The organism is Oceanobacillus aidingensis (genome assembly GCF_042654105.1).
Lineage (GTDB): Bacteria > Bacillota > Bacilli > Bacillales > Amphibacillaceae > Oceanobacillus > Oceanobacillus oncorhynchi.
The window spans coordinates 191,292-215,030 of record NZ_JBHSFT010000010.1; the positions used below are offsets into that span (position 1 = coordinate 191,292).

The window sequence follows — 23,739 nt, forward strand, 5'->3', positions numbered from 1 at the left end:
ATGCTTGTCAAAATCTGTGGAATCACATCTCCGGAGACAGCAGAAGCAGCTGTCGAGGCCGGAGCAGATTTTTTAGGCTTTGTTTTTGCCAAAAGCAAACGGGAAGTATCCGTGGAACAAGCAGCCAACATTATCGCAGCATTGCCGGAACACGTAAAAAGTGTCGGTGTTTTCGTCAACAAAGATAAGCAGGAAATAGAAAAAATTGCTCGGGAGACGGGACTCGATTTTATACAGCTGCATGGAGAAGAATCTCCTGAAGCTGTCAGCAGCTTTACCTTTCCTGTTATTAAATCACTTCCTGGCACAGAAGAAGGTGTTAAACAAGCAGCGCAATATGATGCTGCTTACCTGCTGATGGATAGTCCTCCCCTGCCCCATGCACATGGAGGAAACGGGGTTACATTTAACTGGTCGACATTAAAAGGAAATACGTTTTCTGAACGGCTCATTTTAGCTGGCGGACTGACACCGGAAAATGTCGCTGAAGCCATTCAGCAGGTAAAACCGATTGCCGTGGATGTTTCCAGCGGCGTGGAAACGGATGGAAGGAAAGACCCAGATAAAATAAAAGCTTTTATTCAGGAAGCAAAACGAACAACTGTAGAAAGGAATCGATAACATGCAATCATATACGTTCCCAGACAAATCAGGAAAATACGGTAAATTCGGCGGCAGATATGTGCCGGAATTACTTATGCCAGCTGTCTTAGAGCTTGAAGAAGCTTATGAAGCAGCAAAAAATGACCCTTCTTTTCAGGAGGAATTAAATAATTATCTGACAGAATACATTGGCAGAACAACTCCGCTATATGAAGCAGAACAATTAAGCAAGCATCTAGGCGGCCCAAAAATCTATCTGAAGCGGGAAGATCTTAACCATACTGGAGCACATAAAATTAATAACACGATTGGCCAGGCGCTTCTGACTTTACGAATGGGTAAAAAGAAAGTCGTCGCTGAAACCGGAGCCGGACAGCATGGCGTAGCTACAGCAACTGTCTGTTCTCTGCTTGGTTTAGAGTGCATCGTTTTTATGGGCGCAGAAGATATCAAGCGACAGAAGCTTAACGTTTTTCGTATGGAGCTGTTAGGTGCAAAAGTGGTCGGAGTCTCTCAAGGCAGTGCAACCTTAAAGGATGCAGTGAATGAAGCATTGCGCTATTGGGTGAATAATGTCCACGACACTCATTATATTATCGGCTCTGTAGTAGGCCCGCACCCTTTCCCTCGTATTGTACGAGACTTTCAATCAGTGATCGGCGCAGAAACAAAACAGCAAAGCCTTGAGAAACAAGGAAAGCTTCCAGACGCAGTCGTAGCTTGCGTTGGCGGCGGCAGCAACGCCATGGGGATGTTCTATCCTTTTGTCGATGATAAGGAAGTTGCTTTGTATGGTGTCGAAGCTGCAGGAAAAGGCGTTACTACCAATGAGCACGCAGCTACCCTAACAGGCGGTTCTCCAGGCATGCTGCATGGCACGTTTACTTATTTATTGCAGGATGAAGCAGGCCAAATTCAAGAAGCTGCCTCTATCTCTGCCGGATTAGACTATCCAGGTATTGGACCGGAACACAGCCACTTGCATGATACTGGCCGGGTAAACTACCCTTCCATTACAGATGAGGAAGCATTGGAAGCCTTTCAGCTGCTTGCAAAATTAGAAGGAATTATTCCTGCTCTGGAGAGCGCACATGCTGTTGCCTATGCATGTAAGCTTGCAAAAGAAATGTCTTCGGAGCAATCGTTAGTTATCTGTCTGTCCGGACGCGGAGACAAAGATGTAGAACAAGTCAAAGCAAAGCTGGAGGAGAATTCCGATGGGGAAGCATAAACTAGAAAATACATTAAATGAATTAAAAGCAACAGGAAAGCCTCTGTTCATTCCTTATATGATGGCTGGTGACGGAGGAATCAACCAAATCAATGAACGCATTCAATTCCTGGAAGAATGCGGTGCGTCTGCAATTGAATTAGGTATTCCTTTTTCTGACCCAGTAGCTGATGGTCCTGTAATTCAGGATGCCGGACTGCGTGCATTACAGGAAGGAACCACGCTAAAGCTGGTTCTTGATGAGGTCAGAAAACAAAAAGAATCACGAAACATTCCAATTATTTTGATGACCTATATTAATCCTATTTGGAACTACGGCTACGAGCAATTCGCCAAACACTGTGATACTGCGGGGGTAGATGGAATTATTATTCCAGATATTCCAATGGAAGAGGAAGAAGATATTGCAGCTGCGCTATCTAATCAATCCATTGCCTTTATCCGTTTAGCTGCGATGACCAGCCCGGATGAGCGTCTGGAGAAAATTGCACAGGACTCAGAAGGTTTTCTATATGCTGTTTCCGTGAACGGAACAACCGGAGAGCGTCAGCAGCATGATAAAAATACATTGGACTACTTGAAGAAACTAACCGCTTTAAGCAGCGTTCCCGTCTTAGCCGGATTTGGCATTTCTAATCCAGAACAGGCAAAATCGTTAGCCGCTTATTGTGACGGTGTCATTGTCGGTAGTAAAATCGTCCACTTATTTGCGGAAGGAAAGCAAACGGAAATCAAAGAATTGATCGGCGAAACCGTACGATAAAATGAAACTTTATTTATCAGGTGTTTTGGGGCTTCTACGTGATCAAGTGAATCTGGATCTTTATCGACGTTTTCTCTCTCCATGATGGAGCAAACAATCAAATCGGGCGCTTTTTGACTGCTCCATTGCAATAAATGTATGTTTGCATTGATATAAGTGTCGAGACAACCATTTCTTTATAGCATAAACTATATTAGAATCTAGACAACGTTGTCATTGATTCAAACCATCACAACAACCCATGCCTTGAGGGAGCTGTACGCCACATACAGCTCCTGTTTTTTTAGATAAATGAAGTACAAGCTGATCTAATTCAATAATGACTGGAACCAAGATGGCGGCAGTTGCAGTCTTTTTGCTAAAAAATATGACTCTCCTACTTAATAAAAAGGGGCTGTTGCACAATCAGGAAACTGAGCGTGCAACAGTTTTTTGTATACACAAAAAAAGCAGACCACAAAGGGTCTGCTCTCGTGTATTATTAACTTATGACTAATAAACAAATAATACAATTCAATTATACGCAAACTTCCGCTAACTATCAATTATATTTACCGATGGACGTGGAAGAAATGATTCCGATGGATGATTCGGTCCGGCTCCACTGCCTCTTATGTGAAAGGATGGATTATAGAGAACTATTACAGGCATACTCTCCAAAAGGGAGAAAACCGGCAGTCGATCCAGTCATTCTATTTAAAGTCATTACCTACGCAGCTTCCCAAAAAATCTATTCTTCCCGGGGGATAGAAAAAGCTTGCCGCCGGGATATCAATTTTCGTTGGCTTCTTCAGGGATATGCAGCTCCTGACCATGCGACCATCAGTCGATTCAAGCAAAAATATCTGACCGATACCGTGATGGAACAGCTCTTCTTCCAACAAGTCGTGTGGCTCTACGAACAAAAAGCCATTACCGGAGAAACACTCTATATCGATGGCACAAAAATCGAAGCGTATGCCAATCGGTATTCTTTCGTATGGAAAAAGGCAATCACCAAACATGAAGCTAAGATGTACGCCAAATGGCAAGTCCTTCTGGAACAGATCAATACGGCGTACTGTCAGCTCTTCACAAGCCCCTATGAGACGTTTTTAAAAGATTTGAAAAAAGTGCTTGTTTTCCTGGAGAAAATACAAGTAGAAGAGAACATCACGTTTGTATATGGCAAAGGGAAAAGAAAAAATGTCCTTCAACGTTACCATGAACAAGTAAAGGAAATGCTTCAGCGCAAAGAACAATACGATGCTTCCGAAATTATGGGAGAGAAACGAAACAGCTATTCCAAAACAGACCATGATGCCACGTTTATGCGGATGAAAGACGATCATATGCGGAATGGCCAACTCAAACCAGCTTACAATGTCCAGACTGCCGTGGATGCGGAATTTATCGTTGGGATCAATGTGTTTTCCGATCGGAACGACACAACTACCTTGATTCCGTTCCTTCAGTATCTAAAGGAGCATCTTCCTTTCACGTATCGCCATATCGTCGCAGATTCCGGATATGAAAGCGAAGAAAATTACGTTTATTTAAAGGAACAAAAGCAAACGGCCTATATCAAACCACAAAATCATGAGCGCAAGAAAAAAGCTTCTTTCAAAAAGGATATCAAATATCGGGAAAACATGGCTTATGACAAAGGCACAGATACCTATACCTGCGCCAATGACCAGCAATTACATGCCATTCGAAACTACACGCGAACCTCGCAGACCGGTTACCAATCTCAAGTAACTGTGTACGAAAGTGAAGACTGTACAGGGTGCCCGCTGAAAGAAAAATGTACGAAAGCCAAAGGGAATCGCCAACTGCATGTAGCCAAGGAATTTCTGGCTTACCGGGAAACAGCGCAAGAAAATATTCTAACAGAAACAGGCACGCTGTACCGTATGAATCGTTCCATTCAAGTGGAAGGAACATTCGGCGTGTTGAAAGAAGATTACCAACTGAAGAAGTTTCGTACGCGAGGAACAGGTAATGTACGAAACGAGCTATTGATTCTGGCATTTGGTTATAATCTTAATAAAATACATACAAAAATCCAAGTTGATCGCCTGAATCTTTATTATCATCCATTAAAGACCGCTTAAAAAATTTAAAAAAAGGCGAGGCTTATTTAAGTGCGTTAAAAATCGAACTATTTTCCTTTTATCACCAAAAATAAAATAACAAATCTTAAAACGAGCAATCTCATATAGAAAAAGGAGCTGTCAGCAAATGCATAATATGCATTTTGCGACAGCTCCTTTTTATCTTTACTTATCCTCAAATTCCATCTGATACAAATCAAAATACTGATATTGTTTCATAGATTCCGCTGCTTGAATGATGCCCTGATACACATTTTCCCCTGTTTCCAAATCAAATACATTGATGGAAATATCCGCCACTGTCAGTGTAGAATAAGCAGGAAATACAACATAGAAATAACCATTATGAACATCTGTTAATGGATATACCTCTTCTTGCCCTATTTCCATTTCCGCATCAAACACATTTTCTTCAAAAACGGTTTCTTGTTCTTCTAAATTCTCATCGAACTTTGTTAACGAGTAATTTTCCCCTTGGAGCATCCCTGCATAAACAGTACCATCATAAATTCTAAAAAAATCTCCCCCATAAAAGTTTGCTTCCTGAAGATCAATGGATTGGAAACTGTCTTGCTCTACATTGTATAAACGCAGTTCATATTTAAGCGGAGAATCCCCTACGTAAACACCATTCTGATCGACTTTATATTCATCATACGTATAGAGATAATGCATTTCTCCATTGATCAGACCGCTGTCCTGATAGGTTAAAGAGGGTTCTATTCCTTCTTTAGACTCCATGTCCCTTTGTGGAAACCTTATATCCTCTATGGTTTGATTATTTAAATCTATCACAAGAATCCCATTTTCATCCGTATACACATCTGTTATTTCATCATACTGTCCTTCCATATATAATTGGACGTATAACTTATTATGATTATCAGCAGTTATAGAGCTTACACCATAGATTTGCTGATCCTCGACAGCCAGTTCGAATGAGCTGACGTTTTCTGTTTCTTTATCAAGTATTTCTACGCCAATATGATTCTGTTCATTCATATCCCAGTTGTTTTCATTTCCATCTACATAAATAAGCTGATTATCTGTTTCCGCGAAATTCTCACTCCATTGGTTTTTCCCGCGCATAAAGCTTTTATACTCTTTCACATATTTTTCTATTTGTAAGTCAGAATAATACCAGCCATAATATGATTCCCTTGATTGATCTATCCGCTTAGATTCATCCACAGATAACTGAAAAGGTTCTGACACCACACTGTAATACGAAGCCATGCCGGGACTACTTTGCCCATCTCCAAGTATCGTAACATCCTTCATAACAGCTTCATCTCCAGATACGGTTTTCCATTTAAAATCAAGCGTTTCTTCATCCATTACATAAAAACTGATAAGGATAACCGAAATGAAAAGGAATGCAATATATATAATCGAATAGCGTTTTAAATGATCCATCTCTATCACACCCTTATCTTTCTATTTAACAAATGATTACTAAAGAAAACCGATACTGCGGAAAGGATAATTGCTATAGCAAATTGCATCCATAAAAGCTCCGTCTCATAAAAATATCCTTTTACGATTATCTGCAAAATATATGGAGAAAAGACCAGAATCAGAGCCCCTATCCCATAAAAAATCGCCATAAATACACCTTTAAAACGGTAGCTGCGTTCAATCAAAATCATGGTAAATAATATAATGACAAAAGCTGTTCCAAAACCGTAATTAATCACAAAATCAATAAATTTCTCCGGAAGCAGGAATTTTAAATAATAAAAGCTTCTAATCATCCCTTGAATCGTTAAATCCAACCGGTAATCAACCGGAATAATCAGCTTTAATATCACCTGTAACGCCGGGAGGACAGCTACTTGATAAGCAATCAGACCAAAAACGAAAATCAGAATCGCCGCCAATTTGGAAAAGAACAACTGAATACGTTTCACCGGAAGCATCAGCAGGCGGTAAATAAACGTGTTCTTGCCCAGCCAATCCCGATACCAGATAAATAAAACATAAATAAATATCGTCACTGCAGCGATGACAATAGGCAGTGTAAACAGAAAACTCGACAATATATTCCCTATCGATACATAACCATTATCTTGAAGAAATTGCTCTTTAGGTATTCCAAGCTTCATGACACTCTCGGTAATTTCCGATTTCACCATAAATGCATAATACAGCACCCCGGCAGCCTGCAGCAAAAACACAGCTGCAAGCAGCATAATATAAATCGGTAAAAACCGTCTAAATTCAAAGTTTACCAGTTTTCCAAAAAGCTTCATCCCTGATATACCTCCCTCATCACATCGATAACAGATTTACCCTCTTCTTCTCTTACCTGCTCCGTCATAAATTCTTTTTTCACCGCTCCATCAGCCAGTAAGACTGCCTTATCAATTAAATGCTCGATATCACTGATTTCATGTGTTGTGATGATAACACCGCGGTCTTCTACCAGATGACTGGAAAACACATCGGCAATCTGTTCTCTGCTGAAGATATCGATACCAGAGAAAGGTTCATCCATTAGAATATAATCTGCCTCCATCGCCAATCCCATCAATAGATTCACTTTCGCTGTATTCCCTTTTGATAATTGGGAAATACGTTCATCCTCTTTCAGCTTAAAAAATTCTAAAATCTCTTTTGCCCGCTCCCCATTCCAATTTTGATAGAAATCATCCATAAATTGAAAAGCATCCTTAATCCGCATTTTAGGCAAAAGCGTCATTGTATCTGGGATATATGTTATTTTCTCCAGCATCTTTGGAGACAGCTTCTCCCCATCAATGGTAATCTCGCCTTTTTGGTAAGGAGTCAGTCCCATAATCGATTGAAGAATAGTCGTTTTCCCCGCACCGTTGATTCCAATTAAACAGGTAATCTGGCCTTTATCTGCCTCAAAAGTAACTCCATTTAGTATCTTTTTTCTTCCATACCTTTTCTCTATATTGGTCAATTTAATCATGCTTCTCTTCATCCTCCCTGCCAAGCTCATTTAATTTTGACTGGACAAGGTCAAAAACCTGTTCTTTTGGAATTTGCAAAGAGGTGATACGATCTACAAATTGATCAATTGCTTCGTCAATTAAACTTTCACGAATTTCTTTTATGCGGCCCGTTTCCTTTGTAATCATACTTGGTTTATTTCCATCCGTATATATCAAGCCTTCCTCCTCCATTTCCTTATAAGCTCGCTGCACAGTATTCGGGTTTATTTTTAATCGCTGTGCTAATTCTCTGCGTGAAGGAATTTCCTGACCAGACTTTAATTCTCCAATTGCAATCTGTTCTTTGAAATACCTGATCACTTGAATATACACAGCTTCACGTTTATCAAATCGGATATCCATCCAATTTCTCACCTCATTCTTGTCATGCTTTCGTGTATACTGTATTAATACACTAGTACATCTTGTAAGTGTATTATATGCATAATACAGAAGAAAGACAACTCTTTTCTTTGTTAAATTTAAATTTTTTATGTATGGTGGATTGTATTTCTTTATTTCAAACTGGACTCTTTCTTAAAAAGAGATATTTTTCATATTTACCTGACATCAGCAAAGGAAATATATAAAAGTATACTCGGTGTTATTTTGTTCGACGCTTCAACACCCATCGTGAAACAGCCGGTTCTCTCCATACAAAAGCAATCCCTTTTTCAGACAAATATGGTAGAATGGCTATCAGAATGATGTTAACAGGAAGGAAGATTTTCAAAATGAAGTTAGTTACATGGAACGTCAATGGAATCCGGGCCTGCGTTCGTAAAGGGTTCTTGGATTTCTTTCATGATATAGATGCAGATTTTTTCTGTTTACAGGAAACAAAGCTGCAGGCAGGACAAATTGAGTTGGATTTAGAAGGATATTATCAATATTGGAATTACGCGGAAAGAAAAGGTTATTCAGGAACAGCAATTTTTACCAAGCATGAGCCGCTTCATGTTTCTTACGGGTTTCAAGAAGGCGAGATAGAGCCTGAAGGAAGAATAATCACATTAGAATACCCTGACTTTTACCTCGTCAATGTCTATACGCCGAACTCAAAGCGAGATTTAACCCGGCTGGAAGAGCGTTTGGAATGGGAAGATAAGATGTTTGATTATTTGCAGGAGCTTGATTCGAAAAAAGCCGTTATTTATTGCGGAGATTTAAACGTAGCCCATCAGGAAATCGATTTGAAAAATGATAAAACAAACCATGGCAATTCAGGATTTACGCAAGAGGAACGGGATAAAATGACACGGATTCTGGCCAATGGTTTTACAGATACCTTACGCTTCTTCTATCCTGAACGCGATGATATTTTCACGTGGTGGTCTTATATGAAAACAATTCGTGAAAGAAACATCGGCTGGCGTATTGATTATGTGATTGTTTCCAGTCCATTAGAAAAATATCTGGAAAACATGGAGATTCACCGTTATACACTTGGCAGCGACCATTGCCCAGTGAGTCTGGAAATAAATCTTAACAGCAGATAAACCCAATCCATGTTTAATCAAAAAAGGAGAAAAAGGAAATGTCGAACGTCTGAAATATTTCTGGTATTAAAAATAGTCCAATGATTAGACCAAACAAAAAAACAGTAATGATACGCAGTTTTTTTCGCATTCTCACCCTACCTCTCTTTCCTGAAAAACGAAAAGGAACCAGCTTGTGCTTCCTTTTCGTTTTTATCATTCAAGGAATATTATATAAATATGGAAGCATCCGCTTCCCGTTTATTGTTTCTGAAAATAATCTACCATCCCAAGGGCACTTAATTGTAAATCAACATTAATCATCTGATAAACCTCATGGTCATCAGCAATCCCCTGCTCACGAAGCTCGGTTTGTACATATTTCAACAATCGGTCGGCAATTTCATCATAGCTTTGTCCTTCTGCAACTGCAGCTTCCCCTTCTCTCACAAAGATATCCAGCCATGCTTCTGCCTGCTCGAGAACTTCTTCTACTAAATCTGTTCCTCCAAAATGTCCAAAAAAGATATAATCTAATTGTTTCTCACGGAACCTTTGTAAAGAATGCCTCATTGCCTCCGGATCAAAGTGATTGGGAGATGTAGATGGTAAAAAGAAGTTCAACCCATGCGGAAATAGTTGTTCATATTGAATTCCGGCCGTATCCCCAGTAAACATCCCATTACTTATAGGATCATAGATTCCCAGATGATGTCTGGCGTGGCCTGGTGTATCCCAGAATTCTAAGATGCGGCCTTCCTCAAGCTGCAGCGTATCTCCTTCTGTTTTCTCCACCACCCTTTCCTCATCAGCAGGAATAATGGGATCATATAATTCGGAAAAACGCTCGCCGTAAATTGCGCGTGCTCCAGCAGCCAGCTTTTTAGGATCAACAAGATGTCTCTTCCCCTTTGGATGAACGTATAAAAGCGCATTCGGACAAAGCGATAATAAACGTCCTGCGCCGCCAGCGTGATCTAAATGAACATGTGTAACAATAATATGTTTTACATCCGCAAAAGTATATCCTAATTCTTCTAATCCTTTTTTAATATACGGTACAGAAGGGCTCGGTCCCGTCTCAATAATCGTAAGTTCATCTGCTTCCATGACATAAGCTCCTGTTCTGCCGCTTACACCAAAATCAAAACCATCGATAAGTGAAATCCCATGATGAAGCTTCATCGTTTTTCTAGAGTGCAACTGCATAATAATCCCTCACTTCCACAAAATAATTGAAACACACTATACTCTTATTTTAACATTTAAATATACGTCTCCGTATGATTTTATCAGATATTTCATTTTTACTTTCCAATCCACCCTCTTAAGAAAATAGGAAATAGGAATGATTTTCTTTGCTTGATATTCAACAATAGGGTACATTAGATGGAGAATAATGATTATGTAATAATTGCTGATGCAAACCGCACAGCAATTGAAAATAGATTAAAAGGATGAAATCGAATGAGCAAAAAGAATGTAGATGATTACCTTCAAGAAGGAATGTATGGAACGTGTCTGCCCAATGAAAGTGAACGGAAAATGTATCTTGGCACCTTTCGTGAACGCGTTGCCTTTGTTTTAACCATTGGAGAGGTGATGTCTAATAAAGGGCTCGCTGAATTAGAGCGCCAATTAAAACAGCATCCGAAGGCAAAAATCTTATTGAACGGAAATATTTCATATTCATTTTTAAAAGAAGAAAAAGCACTCGCTGACCGCTTTTCTATTCCACATACTACGGTAAGCAACCAGGAGAATGATACAGAGATCGGTTTAGTGCTCACCTATCCTTATGCTGTAGATATAGACCAAATTTCCCTTAAAGATATTGAGGAAAAACCAGCTCCCAAAGAAAAAGAAGATGAAGAAGAAAAAAACAGCAATCCGTCAAAAGGAATCGTATCGAAGCTTAAAAATTTTTTCCACTAATCTGCAGTTGTTTCTCCCATTTAATATTGTGTAAATGTTAGAAAAGCCAAGAACACCGCTTAGTCTTTAAAACATCGGTGTTCTCGCCGAAGAGATGTCCGCTGCGGGAAGTCGCTTTCCGCGGGCAACGCTTTGGCCTCCTCGGAAGAAAACCGCTTCCTGCGGGGTCTTCAGCTGTTGCTTTTCCCGCAGGAGTCGACTTCCCTCCGCTCCCATCTAAGAAGAATTATGTTTTATTTGCTTTCTTACAGAGAAAAGAAGCTAATTCTAGCGACGCTTTTTGATGGGACAAGTAATTGCTGCCCCAATCCCAGTCAATCCCAGTGTGAATACCCCGCAGAAAAAAGCGAACTTCTTTTTTACCATCGGGACATAAGTGCGACTATGCTTCTGTCTGCGCCTGACGGCTTGCCAATCAGCAAGTCTTCTTTTCACCCGCAGGGCATAAGTGCGACTATGCTTCTGTCTGCGCCTGCCGGCTTGCCAATCAGCAAGTCTTCTTTAAAGGAGATGAGCTCGGGGCCCATGGAAAGCGTAGTGTTTTTCTGGGGTTGTGATTACTCACCCCATGAAAACCGTTGGAGCGGCTATCTTCAGCTTTTTTATAACTTTCCTATTCTTTAAAAATGCCAGTCAGCGGAAATGAGGCGATTTACACCCAATTCCTATGACCGGCACTACATTTCACCTTACATTTCCTGTTACTTCACACTGTATGATGCATCATTTATCATCAAAATCAATATTCTTCATTCTAAATGGTGTAATAATCAGTACAACAATCAGTACCAGTCCCATATAGCCAATCAGCGAATAAAATTTAGAGACTAAATCGGTAAAACCGACAAAGCTAAGTATAAAGCCTGCTACCAGGGTGATAGCTAATAATATATTAAATTTTTTCGTTTCTACTTTTGCAAACCTGGTAACAAACGCAAAGAACATACTAATTGCTGTGTTAAAAATCATTCCAAAAAGTACAAGTGCCATGATAATACCTAGCACTGGTGAAATATTATTTACAATCCCCAACATTGGCATCTCAAAATTTCCGACCTCTTCAATTTTAGCAAAAATCGCGAAATAACTAAGAAGAATTAATACACCCAGTCCCAGTCCGCCTACTAACCCGCCAATGGCTGCTGTTTTTCTATCTTTCACTGCTCCCCCCATAACAATGGACATCGCCGCGCCAACAGAAGTGTTAAAGGTAGCATAGTTTAAGCCTGCAACAAACCAATTTGGAAAATTCGGTCCATGGCTCTTTGCCGTACTATTTAATTCAGCTAAAGATCCATCCATTGTAAAAAAGCTGTAGATAGAGATAACGATAACAAATAAAATCAAAAACGGTGTAATACTGCTGATTACAGCAACCACTTTATCCACTTTCAGCATACCTGTCAGCAGTACCAATACTGTCATTAAAATCGCTCCTGCAACATGAGGCAGCCCAAACTGCTGATTCAGGTTCGCTCCAGCTCCAGCAATCATTACTACCCCTACGCCGAATAGCGTAAATACTAATACAGCATCTACTATTACCCCAATCAGGTTAATACGAGTGATTTTTTCAATGATTTTAAAATGGCTGATTTTATAGATAACATCATTATAAGAAGTTGTCTGTGCCTTGCTCCCTAACCAGACCAGCATCATTCCAACATATGCAAAAAACACTGTAGAAACAAATGCAGCCAGAATTCCCACTGTACCAAAGCTTGTAAAGTACTGCAGCACTTCCTGGCCGGATGCAAACCCGGCGCCTACGATCACCCCTATGAATGCGCTTGCAATTACAAAGATTTTCATTAGTTTTTTCATGTGCTTCCCCCTCTGTTCTTTTTATCTTATAAGTATCAGATGAAATCTTTTTGTGTATATACTAAAATGAAAGTATGTATATACTTATAACCAGTATATAAAAAAAGATTACTTATGGAAAATGATAGTCTATCCTACTAATAAAAAGCAAGTATACCAATTATTAAATTTATTCAAAATAATGCATTTTCTATTTAGACCATATCTTTATAAAGGGGTGTACTTTATGAACTCATCTCATATCGCAAAAAATAAAATAGCAACATTAAAGCAGCCTTTTTCATCTTTAGACGAGCTTGCCGATACAATCAGCGAGGTATTGTCATGTCCTATTACCATTGAGGATGCGAATCATTATGTTCTTGCATATAGTAAACATACCGAAAATATTGATGAAGCACGAATCGGCACCATCATGAATCGAAAAGTCCCTGATAAAGTTATTAACGGTTTATGGAAAAACGGAGCAATGCCCAAGCTGATTGATAGTAATCAGCCAGTCATTATTCCCGAAATCAAAGAAATTGGACTTGGAAACCGGATTGCTATATCCATCTGGAAGAAAAACGAAATTTTAGGTTTTATCTGGGCACATACAGGTGAAAATGAATATAGTAAGGATGATTTGGAAATTCTAAGTGAAGCTACCCGGCAGGTGAAAAAGTTTATCCTGCAGAAGCTGCCTGGCCGAAGAAATACAGAACAAGCTTATAAAGACTTTTTCTGGCAGCTGTTAACAGCAGATTTTGTCAGCGCCAGCACGATTCAATCCTACGAAAAACAATTTAATATAAAGCTGCAGGATGGCCTTGCTATCATTGTTTTTCATTTTGAAGATGCAATCACACCGCAGATTGAAAAGCACGCTTCCTACCTTTCAGAAACGGTCATGCAGGTGAATACGATTTTCCGTTTATTTGATGATCAAGATTTTATCTTATTGGTACGATTATGGAAGACGGATGATACATCCGATAAAATTTATCAGTTTATTGAGCAGTTTCAGGAAAAAATAAGCACACAGCTGCAATTGACCTCCATGCGCGGTGCAGGAAGCCAAATTTACGGTTCTGCAAAAGATATGACGAGGGCTTACGAGGAAGCGCTTCAGACAAATTCCCTGCAAAAGCAGTTTCCCGATGAACTGTCTTCTTGTTTTCTTTATGAAGACCTAGGCGTTTTTCAGTGGATAGACGTATTAAAAGAACATCGTCATAAGCGGCGTCATACAAATAAATACATTCAACGTCTGCAGCAATATGATCAGCGCCAGCAAAGTAATTTATTGTACACCTTAGAAAAATTTTTGGAGCATGACTCCAACGTACATCGTACAGCAAAAGAGTTGTTTATCCATCCAAATACCATGAATTATCGTTTAAAACGTATTCATGAAATTAGCAATCTTGATTTAAAAAATCCGCATCAGAAAGTAGCGGTTTATTTAGAGTTATTAGCTGACAAGCTGGAAAAATCCTAGGATTTGTGTAAATACACAAACGTTTTGGACTCAATTCATTTATTTTCATAATGAATTCTCACAAAGAAAGCGTTACCATTATAAGTATAAAATGATAAACAAAGGGGCGAATAACATGATTATTGGGGTACCTAGAGAGATAAAAAACAATGAAAACCGTGTTGCCATGACACCAGCCGGAGTAGTGAACCTTGTTCAATCCGGGCAAACGATTCTAATTGAAAAAGAAGCCGGTTTGGGAAGCGGCTTTACAGACGAAGAATACAAGCAGGCCGGAGCAGAGATTATCGCAGAGGCCTCGGAGGTATGGGAACGGTCTGATATGATAATGAAGGTAAAAGAACCGCTGGAATCAGAGTACCGTTATTTCCGGAAGGGGTTAGTATTATTCACCTATCTTCATTTAGCTGCTGATGCAAGATTAACGGAAGAGCTTGTCGCGAAAGAAGTTACAGCAATCGCCTATGAAACCATTGTTGTAGGTAACGCTCTCCCGCTTCTGACACCGATGAGTGAAGTCGCCGGACGTATGGCTACGCAGATTGGCGCCCAATATTTAGAGAAATCAGAAGGCGGCAAAGGCATTTTACTTGGCGGTATTCCCGGGGTCAAACGAGGAAAAGTAACGGTTATCGGCGGCGGTGTTGTTGGCACGAACGCAGCGCGCGTAGCAATTGGTCTTGGAGCGGACGTTACGATTATTGATTTAAACCCGCAGCGTCTTCGCGAATTAGAAGAAATTTTTGGTTCGAGCATTCAAACATTAATGTCAAACCCGCTAAATATTGAAGAAGCTGTCACAGATTCGGATCTCGTTATCGGGTCGGTATTGATTCCAGGCAGAAAAGCGCCAAAGCTTGTATCAGAAGAAATGATTCAAGCGATGCAGCCGGGCAGTGTCATTGTGGATGTAGCAATTGACCAGGGCGGTAACTTTGAAACCGTTGACCATCCTACTACACATCAAGATCCAATCTATGTCAAACATGACGTCCTTCATTATGCTGTTGCCAATATCCCGGGAGCTGTTCCACGCACTGCAACGGTCGGACTGACAAATGTAACCGTGCCATATGCAGTCAATATTGCGAAACAAGGCGTCGAGCATGCGATTCAAAATAGCGCTCCAATCGCCAGCGGTGTGAATGTAATGAATGGGCATGTAACAAATGAAGCAGTTGCCAATGATTTAAATTATGATTATGTTTCTGTACAGGACGCTTTAAAATAATACGTATTCCAAAGCCATTTCCTTGTTAAACCGAGGTGATGGCTTTTTCTTGGCTTCAGCTCCGTTAAAAGTCGTCGGAATCGTTATTTTTACGCCAGTCTGTTAAACTATTTCTATAAAGAATGGAGGGATTATTTTGCGTTTACAAAACCAAAAAGTTATCGCACTTGTTGATCATGACTTTGAAGATCTGGAACTATGGTATCCCGTTCACCGTCTGCGTGAAGAAGGCGCTCAGGTAGATTTAGTCGGACAAGCTGCCAATCAAAAATACATTGGAAAATACGGTGTTCCTGCTGAATCAGATTATGCCTTTTCCGAAGTGAATCCAGAAGACTATGATGCTATCCTGGTACCCGGCGGGTGGGCTCCAGATAAATTGCGTCGTTTCCCGGAGGTTATCAGGTTCGTTCAGCATATGAATGAGCAGAAAAAGCCTATTGGCCAAATTTGTCATGCCGGCTGGGTATTAATTTCTGCCAATATTTTAGAGGGTAAAACCGTAACCAGTACACCTGGAATCAAGGATGATATGACCAATGCCGGAGCGACATGGGTTGATGAACCGGCTGTTTCGGACGGTCACCTTGTTTCAAGCAGAAGACCGCCTGATTTACCGGATTATCTCCGTGAACTGATTAAAGTGATGGAAGAATATCAGCGTTAAGGGAGTATACAAATGAAAATTGTTTCTATAGAACCGACACCGAGTCCGCATTCTATGAAAATCAATGTGAACGAGACGCTTCCTCCCGACGAAACGTATAATTACAGTAACAAGGACGATTTAGCTCAAGCTCCGGAGTATGTGCAGAAGCTTTTTGCTTTGGATGGGGTCAAAAACATCTATCGTGTCGTCGATTTTATTGCTTTGGCCCGAAATCCGAAGACACCCTGGGAGGAGCTTTTGCCAAAGGTCCGGAATGTATTGGGAACAAACGAAGCTTTTAACCAGGCCGATGAATTATCTGCTGATGCAGAAGCACTTTTGGAAACATTTGGCGAAATTCATGTTTTCATTCAAACATTTTTAGGGATTCCAATGCAGGTAAAGCTGGAAGAAGGAGATAAAGAGGAACGCTACGGACTGCCAGAGCGTTTTTCCAAAGCCGTAATGGAAGCCTCTCCCGCTTCTGAAAATGTCATCATGGACCGAAAATGGGAAGAACAGCACCCTCGCTACGGCAATATGGATGAAATCGGTCAGGATGTTATAGAAGAGTTAAAGGCAAGCTATAACCAGGAAAGACTGGATACCCTTGTGAAATTAGCTTTACAAACTGATGGAAATACAAGCAAAGCCACAAACTACTATCAGCATGTTCCGATTGAAAAACTGGATAACCCGGATTGGCGGGAACGTTATGCAGCACTGGATCGTCTGGATCCGACCTTGGACGATCTTGCCCTTTTAGAAAAAGCGATTCACGATGAAAAAGCATCAATCCGTCGTTTGGCCACTGCTTATTTAGGCATGCTGGAGGATAAAGCTGCTTTGCCATTGCTATATGAAGCTTTGGCTGATAAAGCCGTGAATGTCCGTCGAACAGCCGGTGACTGTATTTCAGACCTGGGCTTTACAGAGGCGATTCCAAACATGATTGAAACATTAAAGGACAAAAGCCGGATCGTCCGTTGGCGCGGAGCAATGTATTTATATGAGGCGGGCGATGAATCTGCTATTCCTGCTCTTGAAGAAGCATCTGCTGAGGAACCAGAGTTTGAAGTACGCATGCAAATACAACTAGCTTTAGAGCGTATTCAAGGCGGCGAAAAAGCAAAAGGCTCTGTCTGGCACCAAATGACGCAGGCAGCAAAATCAAAATAGGATGCTTTCACAGATGAATCTAAACTAATTCAGAGCTATGCTCTGGATTAGTTTTTTCATATCTAAATGGAACAGACGATACATATCATTAATATATATTCTTTTCTCCTGTAAGCTACACGCTTCACTGCTGATCGTTTTATATTTTTCTCTTTGCTGTAAAACATATATTTTCCATTTCAATTCCTTTACGTATAGAAAGCGTTTTCCTATAATAGTAGTATCGGAGTACTTGAAGGGGGACATAACGAATGGATACACAAGAAGGTACGCTGCTTTTTGAACCAAGTAAAACACAAGTGGAACAGGCAAATATTACTTCTTATCGTACTTGGTTACAAGAATATAAACATATCCAGACTAAAGATTACTATCATTTATGGAAATGGTCTGTGGAGGATCTCGATACATTCTGGGAATCTATTTGGGAATATTTCAATATCCAGTCGCACCAGCCTTATCAAACGGTGCGTTCCGGCAATCAAATCATCGGAACAAAATGGTTTCCCGAAGCAAGCCTCAATTACACAGAGCATGTATTCCGGAATAAAACATTAACAAGCCCTGCTATTATTCATACATCGGAAAATCGGGAGCTGCAGGAAATTTCTTGGGAGAAACTATATCAGGACACAGCTGCGCTTCAAAAAACATTGGAAAAGCAAGGAATTGAAAAGGGAGACAGGGTAGCCTGCTATGCGCCAAATATCTATGAAACGGTGGTTGCTTTCCTTGCAACGGCAAGCTTAGGAGCTATCTGGTCCAGCGCTTCTCCTGACTTTGGAACCCAGAGCGTGATGGAGCGTTTCCAGCAAATCGAGCCAAAGGCGATGATTACGGTCGATGGCTATACGTATAACGGCAAGAAATTTAATAGATTAGATGTAGTCAAGGAGCTGCAATCTGCGCTTCCTTCTTTAAAAACAACGATTACTATTCCTTACTTAAACAAGCAGGCAGATTTCGGTGACTGTATACAGCCGATTTCCTGGGATATTGCAACAGCGCATCAAGAAAAACTGGAAATGTCGTATACACCTGTTGCCTTTAACGATCCGCTCTGGATACTCTATTCCTCTGGAACAACCGGCAAACCGAAGCCTATTGTGCACAGTCAAGGCGGTATTCTATTGGAGCATTTGAAGGCTCTCCACCTGCACTTGGATTTAAGCCCCGGCTCCCGCTTCTTCTGGTTTACTACAACCGGCTGGATGATGTGGAATTTCCTTGTCGGCGGATTATTAACAGGCTCTACCATTATCTTGTATGACGGCAGCCCTGCTTATCCGGATAAACAGGTTTTATGGCGGCTTGCCGAGCGGACAAAAATGAATGTATTTGGCACAAGCGCCAGCTTTATCACAGCTTGTATGAACGATAATGTATCGCCGAAAAGCGAATTTGATCTATCTTCTTTAAGAAATATCAGTTCAACAGGCTCGCCGCTTTCTCCAGAAGGATTTCGATGGTGCTATACACATGTCAAAAATGATATCTGGGTTGCTTCGGCAAGCGGCGGGACGGATGTTTGCACCGCATTTTTACTCGGCTGCCCTATTCAGCCTGTTTATGCCGGAGAGATTCAGTGTGCAGGACTGGGAGCGAAAATTGAAAGCTTTGATGAAGACGGAAATTCGATTACAAATGAGATTGGCGAGCTTGTCTTGACCGCTCCATTTCCAAGCATGCCGATTTATTTCTGGAACGATGACTCCGGGCTGCGGATGTACCACAGCTATTTCGATACCTTCCCCGGCGTCTGGTGCCATGGAGACTATATCAAACTGACAAATCGAAATACAGCTATCATTTACGGCAGATCAGACGCAACAATCAATCGGGGCGGCATCCGAATTGGAACGAGTGAAATATATCGAGTCACGGATTATGTTACCGCTGTTGAAGACAGTTTAATGGTTGATTTACCAAAAGGAAACGGCGATTCGATTACCCCCTTATTTATTGTAATGAAAGTCGGCGAAGCATTAAGCGAGACCATTAAACAGGAAATTAATCAGCAGCTGCGGACACATTGCTCCCCAAGGCATGTTCCGACCCATATTTATGAAGTAAAAGAACTTCCAAAAACTTTAAATGGAAAGAAAGTCGAAATTCCCGTTAAGAAAATCTTGATGGGTCAGGATGCAGAAGCCGTTATTAATCGAGGCTCTCTGATTAATCCGAATAGTCTCGACTATTTTATCGAATTAGCTAAGAACATCTAAAAAAAGCTGATGGAAGATAGCCGTTATTCTTCCATCAGCTTTTTCAACAAATACCTTATTTTTAAATCAAAGAGAGATTAATACAATAATCAATGGAATAAGCACGACTAACGAAATAATTGTTAAAATCCCCATAATCAGCAATAATTTTCCATACTTATTTAATAACTCATTCACATTGCCTGCTGTAAAATCGTCTGAAGCTATAATATTAGAAGCCTCTACGCCTGTTTGATAAAAGAGATAGCCAGTTATAATAGAAATAATACCAGAAAGAATCATGCTCGGATCAACCGTTAAAGTTAAAACAATCGAAATTGCCCCCATGATAATGGATGCCGCTCCAACAATTTTCCCCCATGTTGCAATTCTTTTTAAATGGTCTATATTTAAATAATCCATCAAATCGCCTCTCCTTAATAGTGACTTTATTACTATATTCACCTTTAATCGATTTATTAAACATTCTTCCAGTTCCGTTTATTTATGGATTTGTTTTATGATTACTTTATGTTTTAGATGAAAACGTGTGATTCCTGCCCTATGTTATACAAATCAAACTCTCTAAATAGAAAAATGCTGATGGCAGGATAAGCTCCCTTCCATCAGCATTCCTTCTCTTATTTAAAAACCGCTGTAGGAATCACGATGAAACTTTCCATACACCTGATGCAGGTATTTACCTGGAACAGCTTCTTCAATAACTGGAAAGATTTCTCTCTCCTCAAACCGGACATTTTTCTCTAACAGCTCCCCAAGCTGATTCATTTTTTCATATGGGGCCTCTCTGTTTTCACGTATCGCATAAACGAAACTGCGGATTTGCATGTGCTGATAAAGCATTTCTTTCATCAATTCGATTTCCGTTTTTTCAGCATAGACCTCATAAAGCGGCAGCAGAACCTCTTCCTCATCCCGGAAATGAAGGACGGCATCCTTTTCCCAATAGTCAATAAGACCTCTAATGGATTCGCCTAAGGATTTATCGGTCTTTTCTGTACCGGCCTGCTTTAATTCCATTGCTTGTACTAATGCATGATGATGGTGATGTGATAATGGCTTCAGTGCATCATGCCGCTGTTTTTTCACAATAACCCACCTCCGACACTGTCTGATAAACTTCTCCAGCTAAAAACAGGGAGAAGCGTCTTCTCCTCTAGTATAAACCAAACCCTGTCTGCAGATATACGATTTCAGCTTGATATAGCTTCTTTTTCATATAATAAGCTTCCTGAAACAAATGCAATCAAAGCCAGCAGCATAGAAGTCACCACAGAATGCATCCCAAACGGCTGCGGATAAAATGTTTCAAAAATAATATAACTGAGTACACCGGTGAGTATCGAAGCAATTGCTCCATGCTTGGTTCCCCTTCTCCAATAAAGCCCGAGGATAATCGGCCAGATAAAAGCAGCCTCCAACCCGCCCATGGAGAATAAATTCAGCCAGATAATCAAATCAGGCGGCTGAAGTGACATCAATACAACAATGATTCCTATTAACGCGGTAGCACCCATACTCCATTTGCGAATCGTCTTATCATTCGCATCAGGACGGATATAGTTTAGATAAACATCCTTTACAATCGTCGAGCTTACCATTAACAGCAGCGAGTTAACCGTCGTCATAATCGCCGCCATCGGAGCTGCTAGAACAATTCCGGCAACCCAGCCCGGTAAAACGGCTTGTGCTAATTCCGGCATCACGGTATCACCGATTTCGATACCGGGAAGTACAGTCCTTCCAAACACTCCAATTAAATGCATATTCAGCATAATAAAACCGACTACGAAGGTACTAATAATAATGCCTCGATGCAGCGCCTTTGTATTTTTATAAGACATCGCACGAACCGCAATCTGCGGTAAGGCAACAACCCCGACACCGACCAATATCCAGAAGGAGGAAACGTAAGCAGGGGTTAAACTTCCATCTGCACCGAATGGTGTAATCAAATTGGGATTCTCCACAGACAGATCATGCATAATCTGAGATACACCGCCTCCTGCTATAATTACGGCTATAAGTAAAATAAGTGTACCTATAAACATAATAATACCTTGGATACCATCTGTAATCGCTACTGCGCGAAAGCCGCCAACGACAACATATACTAAAACAGCTATTGAAAAAATACATAACGCCGTAAAATATGGAATCCCTGTCAAGGATTGAACCAGGCGTGCCCCGCCAATCCATTGTGCCGACATCGCCGAAAACAGGAAAATCAAAATACTGGCCGCAGAAAGAATCACAACCCATTTGGATTGGTATCTTTCCTTTAAAAAATCAACGATTGTAACGGCTTTATATTTTCTGGTGACAATCGCAAAACGCTTGCCGAGCACCATCAAGACAAAGTAACCCGTTGCCAGCTGTGTCATCGATAGCAGCACCCAGCCAAGCCCTTCATTATAGGCTGTTCCCGGGCCGCTCAAGAAGCTGCTCGCGCTTCCATAGGTTGTTACCAGTGTCATCGCCAAAATAAAGCCGCCAAGACTTCTGCCGCCCAGAAAATATTCCTGTAAAAACGAATCAGAGCGGCTGACAAATTTGCCAGCCCAAATTCCTATCATAAAAATAATCGCAATAAATATAAATAGTGGTAAAACAGCTTCCCAATTCATGGTTAAACTCCCTTGATCTCAAAATAAGACATACTTTGTTTATTCCTCTTCGGCTTCTAAAGACATATCTTTAAAAAAGAATTTAACAACAAATACCGTTAACAGCATCATCACGACAAATCCAAGAATGCAGCTGAAGAAAAACCAAGCCGGGAAACCAAATATGTACTGATAGGATTCTGGAGATTTGCTTCCAAGTCCATAAGCAAATCCAAACCACCAGATAAAATTAAAAATCACAAGCGCTACACCGGTCCAAGCTTCCCGGTTGGCAGTTTTGTAACGTTTATCCGTCCATTCTTTTCTCTTCATACTAAAAGCTCCTAACCATTCTGAAAAGATTATTTTCTTTCTTACTATAATCAAATTCCTATCAACTGTAAACTGGCAGCAATTTCAATTAGATCACAGACATAACAAATCCTTGTTCCACTTCCTATTATTTCATTACTAGTTTAAAGCATTGCTTCTGCCAACAGACGATAGGATTTTTTCTTTGCTTCAAAATCAAATGTATTATTAATGACCATAAACTCGTCCGTCTGGTATTTCTCCTGCAGTTCCAATAACTGTTGTTTCACTGTTTCCGGTGTACCGATAATACATCTTTCCCTGTTCTTTTGGATTATCTCTCTATCTTCTGCACTCAGTTTATCCATATCACGGTGAACAGCCTCGCTAGACGTTACTTTCGTTCCTAATCCTTTACTGACATTTAATAACCATTTATCCTGTGTCAGCGCATGCTCCTCCGCCTCTTCTTCTGTTTCTGCACAGACTATAAAAATACATACGATAGATTGCGGATTTTCCATACTGACAGATGGTGTAAAATTTTCCCGATACGTTTGGAGCGCCTTCACACCTTTTTCCGGATTGATAAAATGGCCAAAAATAAATCCTGTTCCCAGTTCTGCTGCATAGTTTGCACTTCGCGCGGATAACCCGAGTATCCAAAGCGGCGGTACCTGATTCACACGCGGAGTGGCCTTTACTAAACGAAAATCATGGTCCCGCGGGAGGGAATTATGCAAAAACCCCTGTAAATCAGCAGCCTGTCTCGGAAATTCAGCTAAACTCCGATTTTGATTATCTGTCAGCGCAGCCCTGGTCTGTGGAGAACCTCCCGGCGAATTTCCAATGCCAAGATCAATTCTATCAGGAAAAAACGCCGCTAATGTTTTGCCAATCTCAGCGACTTTATACGCACTGTACTGCGGCAGCAAAATACCGCCTGAGCCGACACGAATACGGCTTGTAACAGAAGCGATTCTCGTCATCACAATTTCTGGAGCAGAAATCGACAGCCCATTCGTATTATGATGCTCTGCCACCCAATAGCGGTGATACCCAAGCTCCTCCGTCCATTTTGCCAGCTCCAGCGTATGCTGTAATGCCGCTTCTGACGTTTCCCCCATGGAAATTGGAGATTGATCTAGTACACTTAATTTCATGTTA

General features: G+C 40.7%; 22 protein-coding genes. 11 read left to right on the plus strand and 11 right to left on the minus strand.

What is annotated here, in order from left to right; all coding sequences use genetic code 11:
• The 4 genes from ACFO3P_RS07640 to ACFO3P_RS07655 all read left to right on the plus strand — a co-directional run bounded on the left by ACFO3P_RS07640 (position 1) and on the right by ACFO3P_RS07655 (position 4,693).
• Positions 1-621, plus strand: coding sequence for a phosphoribosylanthranilate isomerase (locus ACFO3P_RS07640; RefSeq protein WP_042532181.1), 621 nt, complete (start codon positions 1-3; stop codon positions 619-621).
• 1 nt (position 622) lies between these two features.
• Positions 623-1,834 carry a tryptophan synthase subunit beta gene (gene trpB, locus ACFO3P_RS07645; RefSeq protein ID WP_042532180.1) on the plus strand — a complete coding sequence of 404 codons (1,212 nt, stop codon included), beginning with the start codon at positions 623-625 and terminating at the stop codon, positions 1,832-1,834.
• Positions 1,821-2,597, plus strand: coding sequence for a tryptophan synthase subunit alpha (trpA, locus tag ACFO3P_RS07650; RefSeq protein ID WP_042532178.1), 777 nt, complete (start codon positions 1,821-1,823; stop codon positions 2,595-2,597). Before trpB ends, trpA begins: the two co-directional genes overlap by 14 nt.
• Positions 2,598-3,085: 488 nt before the next feature.
• Positions 3,086-4,693: an IS1182 family transposase gene (locus tag ACFO3P_RS07655; protein ID WP_212928628.1), complete on the plus strand. Its 1,608-nt coding sequence runs from the start codon at positions 3,086-3,088 to the stop codon at positions 4,691-4,693.
• A gap of 165 nt (positions 4,694-4,858) precedes the next feature.
• Here the strand turns inward: ACFO3P_RS07655 and ACFO3P_RS07660 are convergent, their stop codons facing one another.
• From ACFO3P_RS07660 to ACFO3P_RS07675, 4 genes are read right to left on the minus strand one after another with little or no spacing between them, the layout of a single operon-like run.
• On the minus strand, positions 4,859-6,109 hold the full coding sequence (locus tag ACFO3P_RS07660; protein ID WP_042532176.1) for a hypothetical protein: 1,251 nt from the start codon (positions 6,107-6,109) through the stop codon (positions 4,859-4,861).
• A gap of 5 nt (positions 6,110-6,114) precedes the next feature.
• Positions 6,115-6,945 carry a hypothetical protein gene (locus ACFO3P_RS07665; protein WP_212928627.1) on the minus strand — a complete coding sequence of 277 codons (831 nt, stop codon included), beginning with the start codon at positions 6,943-6,945 and terminating at the stop codon, positions 6,115-6,117.
• The gene (locus ACFO3P_RS07670; RefSeq protein WP_042532172.1) at positions 6,942-7,631 is read right to left on the minus strand and encodes an ATP-binding cassette domain-containing protein; all 690 of its coding nucleotides are present in this window, start codon (positions 7,629-7,631) and stop codon (positions 6,942-6,944) included. Before ACFO3P_RS07670 ends, ACFO3P_RS07665 begins: the two co-directional genes overlap by 4 nt.
• Positions 7,624-8,016, minus strand: coding sequence for a GntR family transcriptional regulator (locus ACFO3P_RS07675; RefSeq protein WP_042532170.1), 393 nt, complete (start codon positions 8,014-8,016; stop codon positions 7,624-7,626). Before ACFO3P_RS07675 ends, ACFO3P_RS07670 begins: the two co-directional genes overlap by 8 nt.
• Positions 8,017-8,387: 371 nt before the next feature.
• Here ACFO3P_RS07675 and ACFO3P_RS07680 point away from each other — a divergent pair, with 371 nt between their 5' ends.
• Entirely contained in the window at positions 8,388-9,152 is a 765-nt protein-coding gene (locus ACFO3P_RS07680; RefSeq protein ID WP_042532168.1) for an exodeoxyribonuclease III, read from the plus strand.
• Positions 9,153-9,392: 240 nt separating this feature from the next.
• On the opposite strand, the gene ACFO3P_RS07685 is transcribed toward ACFO3P_RS07680, so the two are convergent.
• Positions 9,393-10,334: an MBL fold metallo-hydrolase gene (locus tag ACFO3P_RS07685; protein ID WP_379542350.1), complete on the minus strand. Its 942-nt coding sequence runs from the start codon at positions 10,332-10,334 to the stop codon at positions 9,393-9,395.
• Positions 10,335-10,598: 264 nt separating this feature from the next.
• On the opposite strand from ACFO3P_RS07685, the gene ACFO3P_RS07690 reads away from it, so the two are divergent.
• Positions 10,599-11,066 (plus strand): YueI family protein, encoded by a 468-nt coding sequence (locus ACFO3P_RS07690; protein WP_212928626.1) that lies wholly within the window; start codon positions 10,599-10,601, stop codon positions 11,064-11,066.
• Positions 11,067-11,789: 723 nt separating this feature from the next.
• On the opposite strand, the gene ACFO3P_RS07695 is transcribed toward ACFO3P_RS07690, so the two are convergent.
• On the minus strand, positions 11,790-12,890 hold the full coding sequence (locus ACFO3P_RS07695; protein ID WP_212928624.1) for a YkvI family membrane protein: 1,101 nt from the start codon (positions 12,888-12,890) through the stop codon (positions 11,790-11,792).
• 226 nt (positions 12,891-13,116) lie between these two features.
• Between ACFO3P_RS07695 and ACFO3P_RS07700 the strand changes: the two genes are divergently transcribed.
• The 5 genes from ACFO3P_RS07700 (at position 13,117) to ACFO3P_RS07720 (ending at position 19,654) form a co-directional block, all read left to right on the plus strand.
• Positions 13,117-14,370, plus strand: coding sequence for a PucR family transcriptional regulator (locus ACFO3P_RS07700; protein ID WP_193063959.1), 1,254 nt, complete (start codon positions 13,117-13,119; stop codon positions 14,368-14,370).
• A 115-nt stretch (positions 14,371-14,485) separates the two neighbouring features.
• The gene (gene ald, locus ACFO3P_RS07705; protein ID WP_212928623.1) at positions 14,486-15,601 is read left to right on the plus strand and encodes an alanine dehydrogenase; all 1,116 of its coding nucleotides are present in this window, start codon (positions 14,486-14,488) and stop codon (positions 15,599-15,601) included.
• A gap of 136 nt (positions 15,602-15,737) precedes the next feature.
• Positions 15,738-16,268 (plus strand): type 1 glutamine amidotransferase domain-containing protein, encoded by a 531-nt coding sequence (locus ACFO3P_RS07710; protein ID WP_193063961.1) that lies wholly within the window; start codon positions 15,738-15,740, stop codon positions 16,266-16,268.
• A gap of 12 nt (positions 16,269-16,280) precedes the next feature.
• Positions 16,281-17,429: a conserved virulence factor C family protein gene (locus ACFO3P_RS07715; RefSeq protein WP_212928622.1), complete on the plus strand. Its 1,149-nt coding sequence runs from the start codon at positions 16,281-16,283 to the stop codon at positions 17,427-17,429.
• Positions 17,430-17,680: 251 nt separating this feature from the next.
• Positions 17,681-19,654 (plus strand): acetoacetate--CoA ligase, encoded by a 1,974-nt coding sequence (locus ACFO3P_RS07720; RefSeq protein WP_212928621.1) that lies wholly within the window; start codon positions 17,681-17,683, stop codon positions 19,652-19,654.
• 66 nt (positions 19,655-19,720) lie between these two features.
• On the opposite strand, the gene ACFO3P_RS07725 is transcribed toward ACFO3P_RS07720, so the two are convergent.
• The 5 genes from ACFO3P_RS07725 to ACFO3P_RS07745 form a co-directional block, all read right to left on the minus strand.
• On the minus strand, positions 19,721-20,056 hold the full coding sequence (locus tag ACFO3P_RS07725) for a DUF5362 family protein (protein WP_193063964.1): 336 nt from the start codon (positions 20,054-20,056) through the stop codon (positions 19,721-19,723).
• Positions 20,057-20,278: 222 nt separating this feature from the next.
• Complete coding sequence (locus ACFO3P_RS07730; protein ID WP_042532148.1) at positions 20,279-20,743, minus strand: hemerythrin domain-containing protein; 465 nt, start codon at positions 20,741-20,743, stop codon at positions 20,279-20,281.
• Positions 20,744-20,847: 104 nt separating this feature from the next.
• On the minus strand, positions 20,848-22,281 hold the full coding sequence (gene panF / locus ACFO3P_RS07735) for a sodium/pantothenate symporter (protein WP_212928620.1): 1,434 nt from the start codon (positions 22,279-22,281) through the stop codon (positions 20,848-20,850).
• Positions 22,282-22,320: 39 nt separating this feature from the next.
• Positions 22,321-22,593 carry a YhdT family protein gene (locus ACFO3P_RS07740; protein ID WP_042532144.1) on the minus strand — a complete coding sequence of 91 codons (273 nt, stop codon included), beginning with the start codon at positions 22,591-22,593 and terminating at the stop codon, positions 22,321-22,323.
• A gap of 143 nt (positions 22,594-22,736) precedes the next feature.
• A complete protein-coding gene (locus ACFO3P_RS07745) occupies positions 22,737-23,735 on the minus strand; it encodes an LLM class flavin-dependent oxidoreductase (protein WP_212928619.1) in 999 nt (332 codons plus the stop codon).
• Positions 23,736-23,739 lie beyond the last annotated feature (4 nt).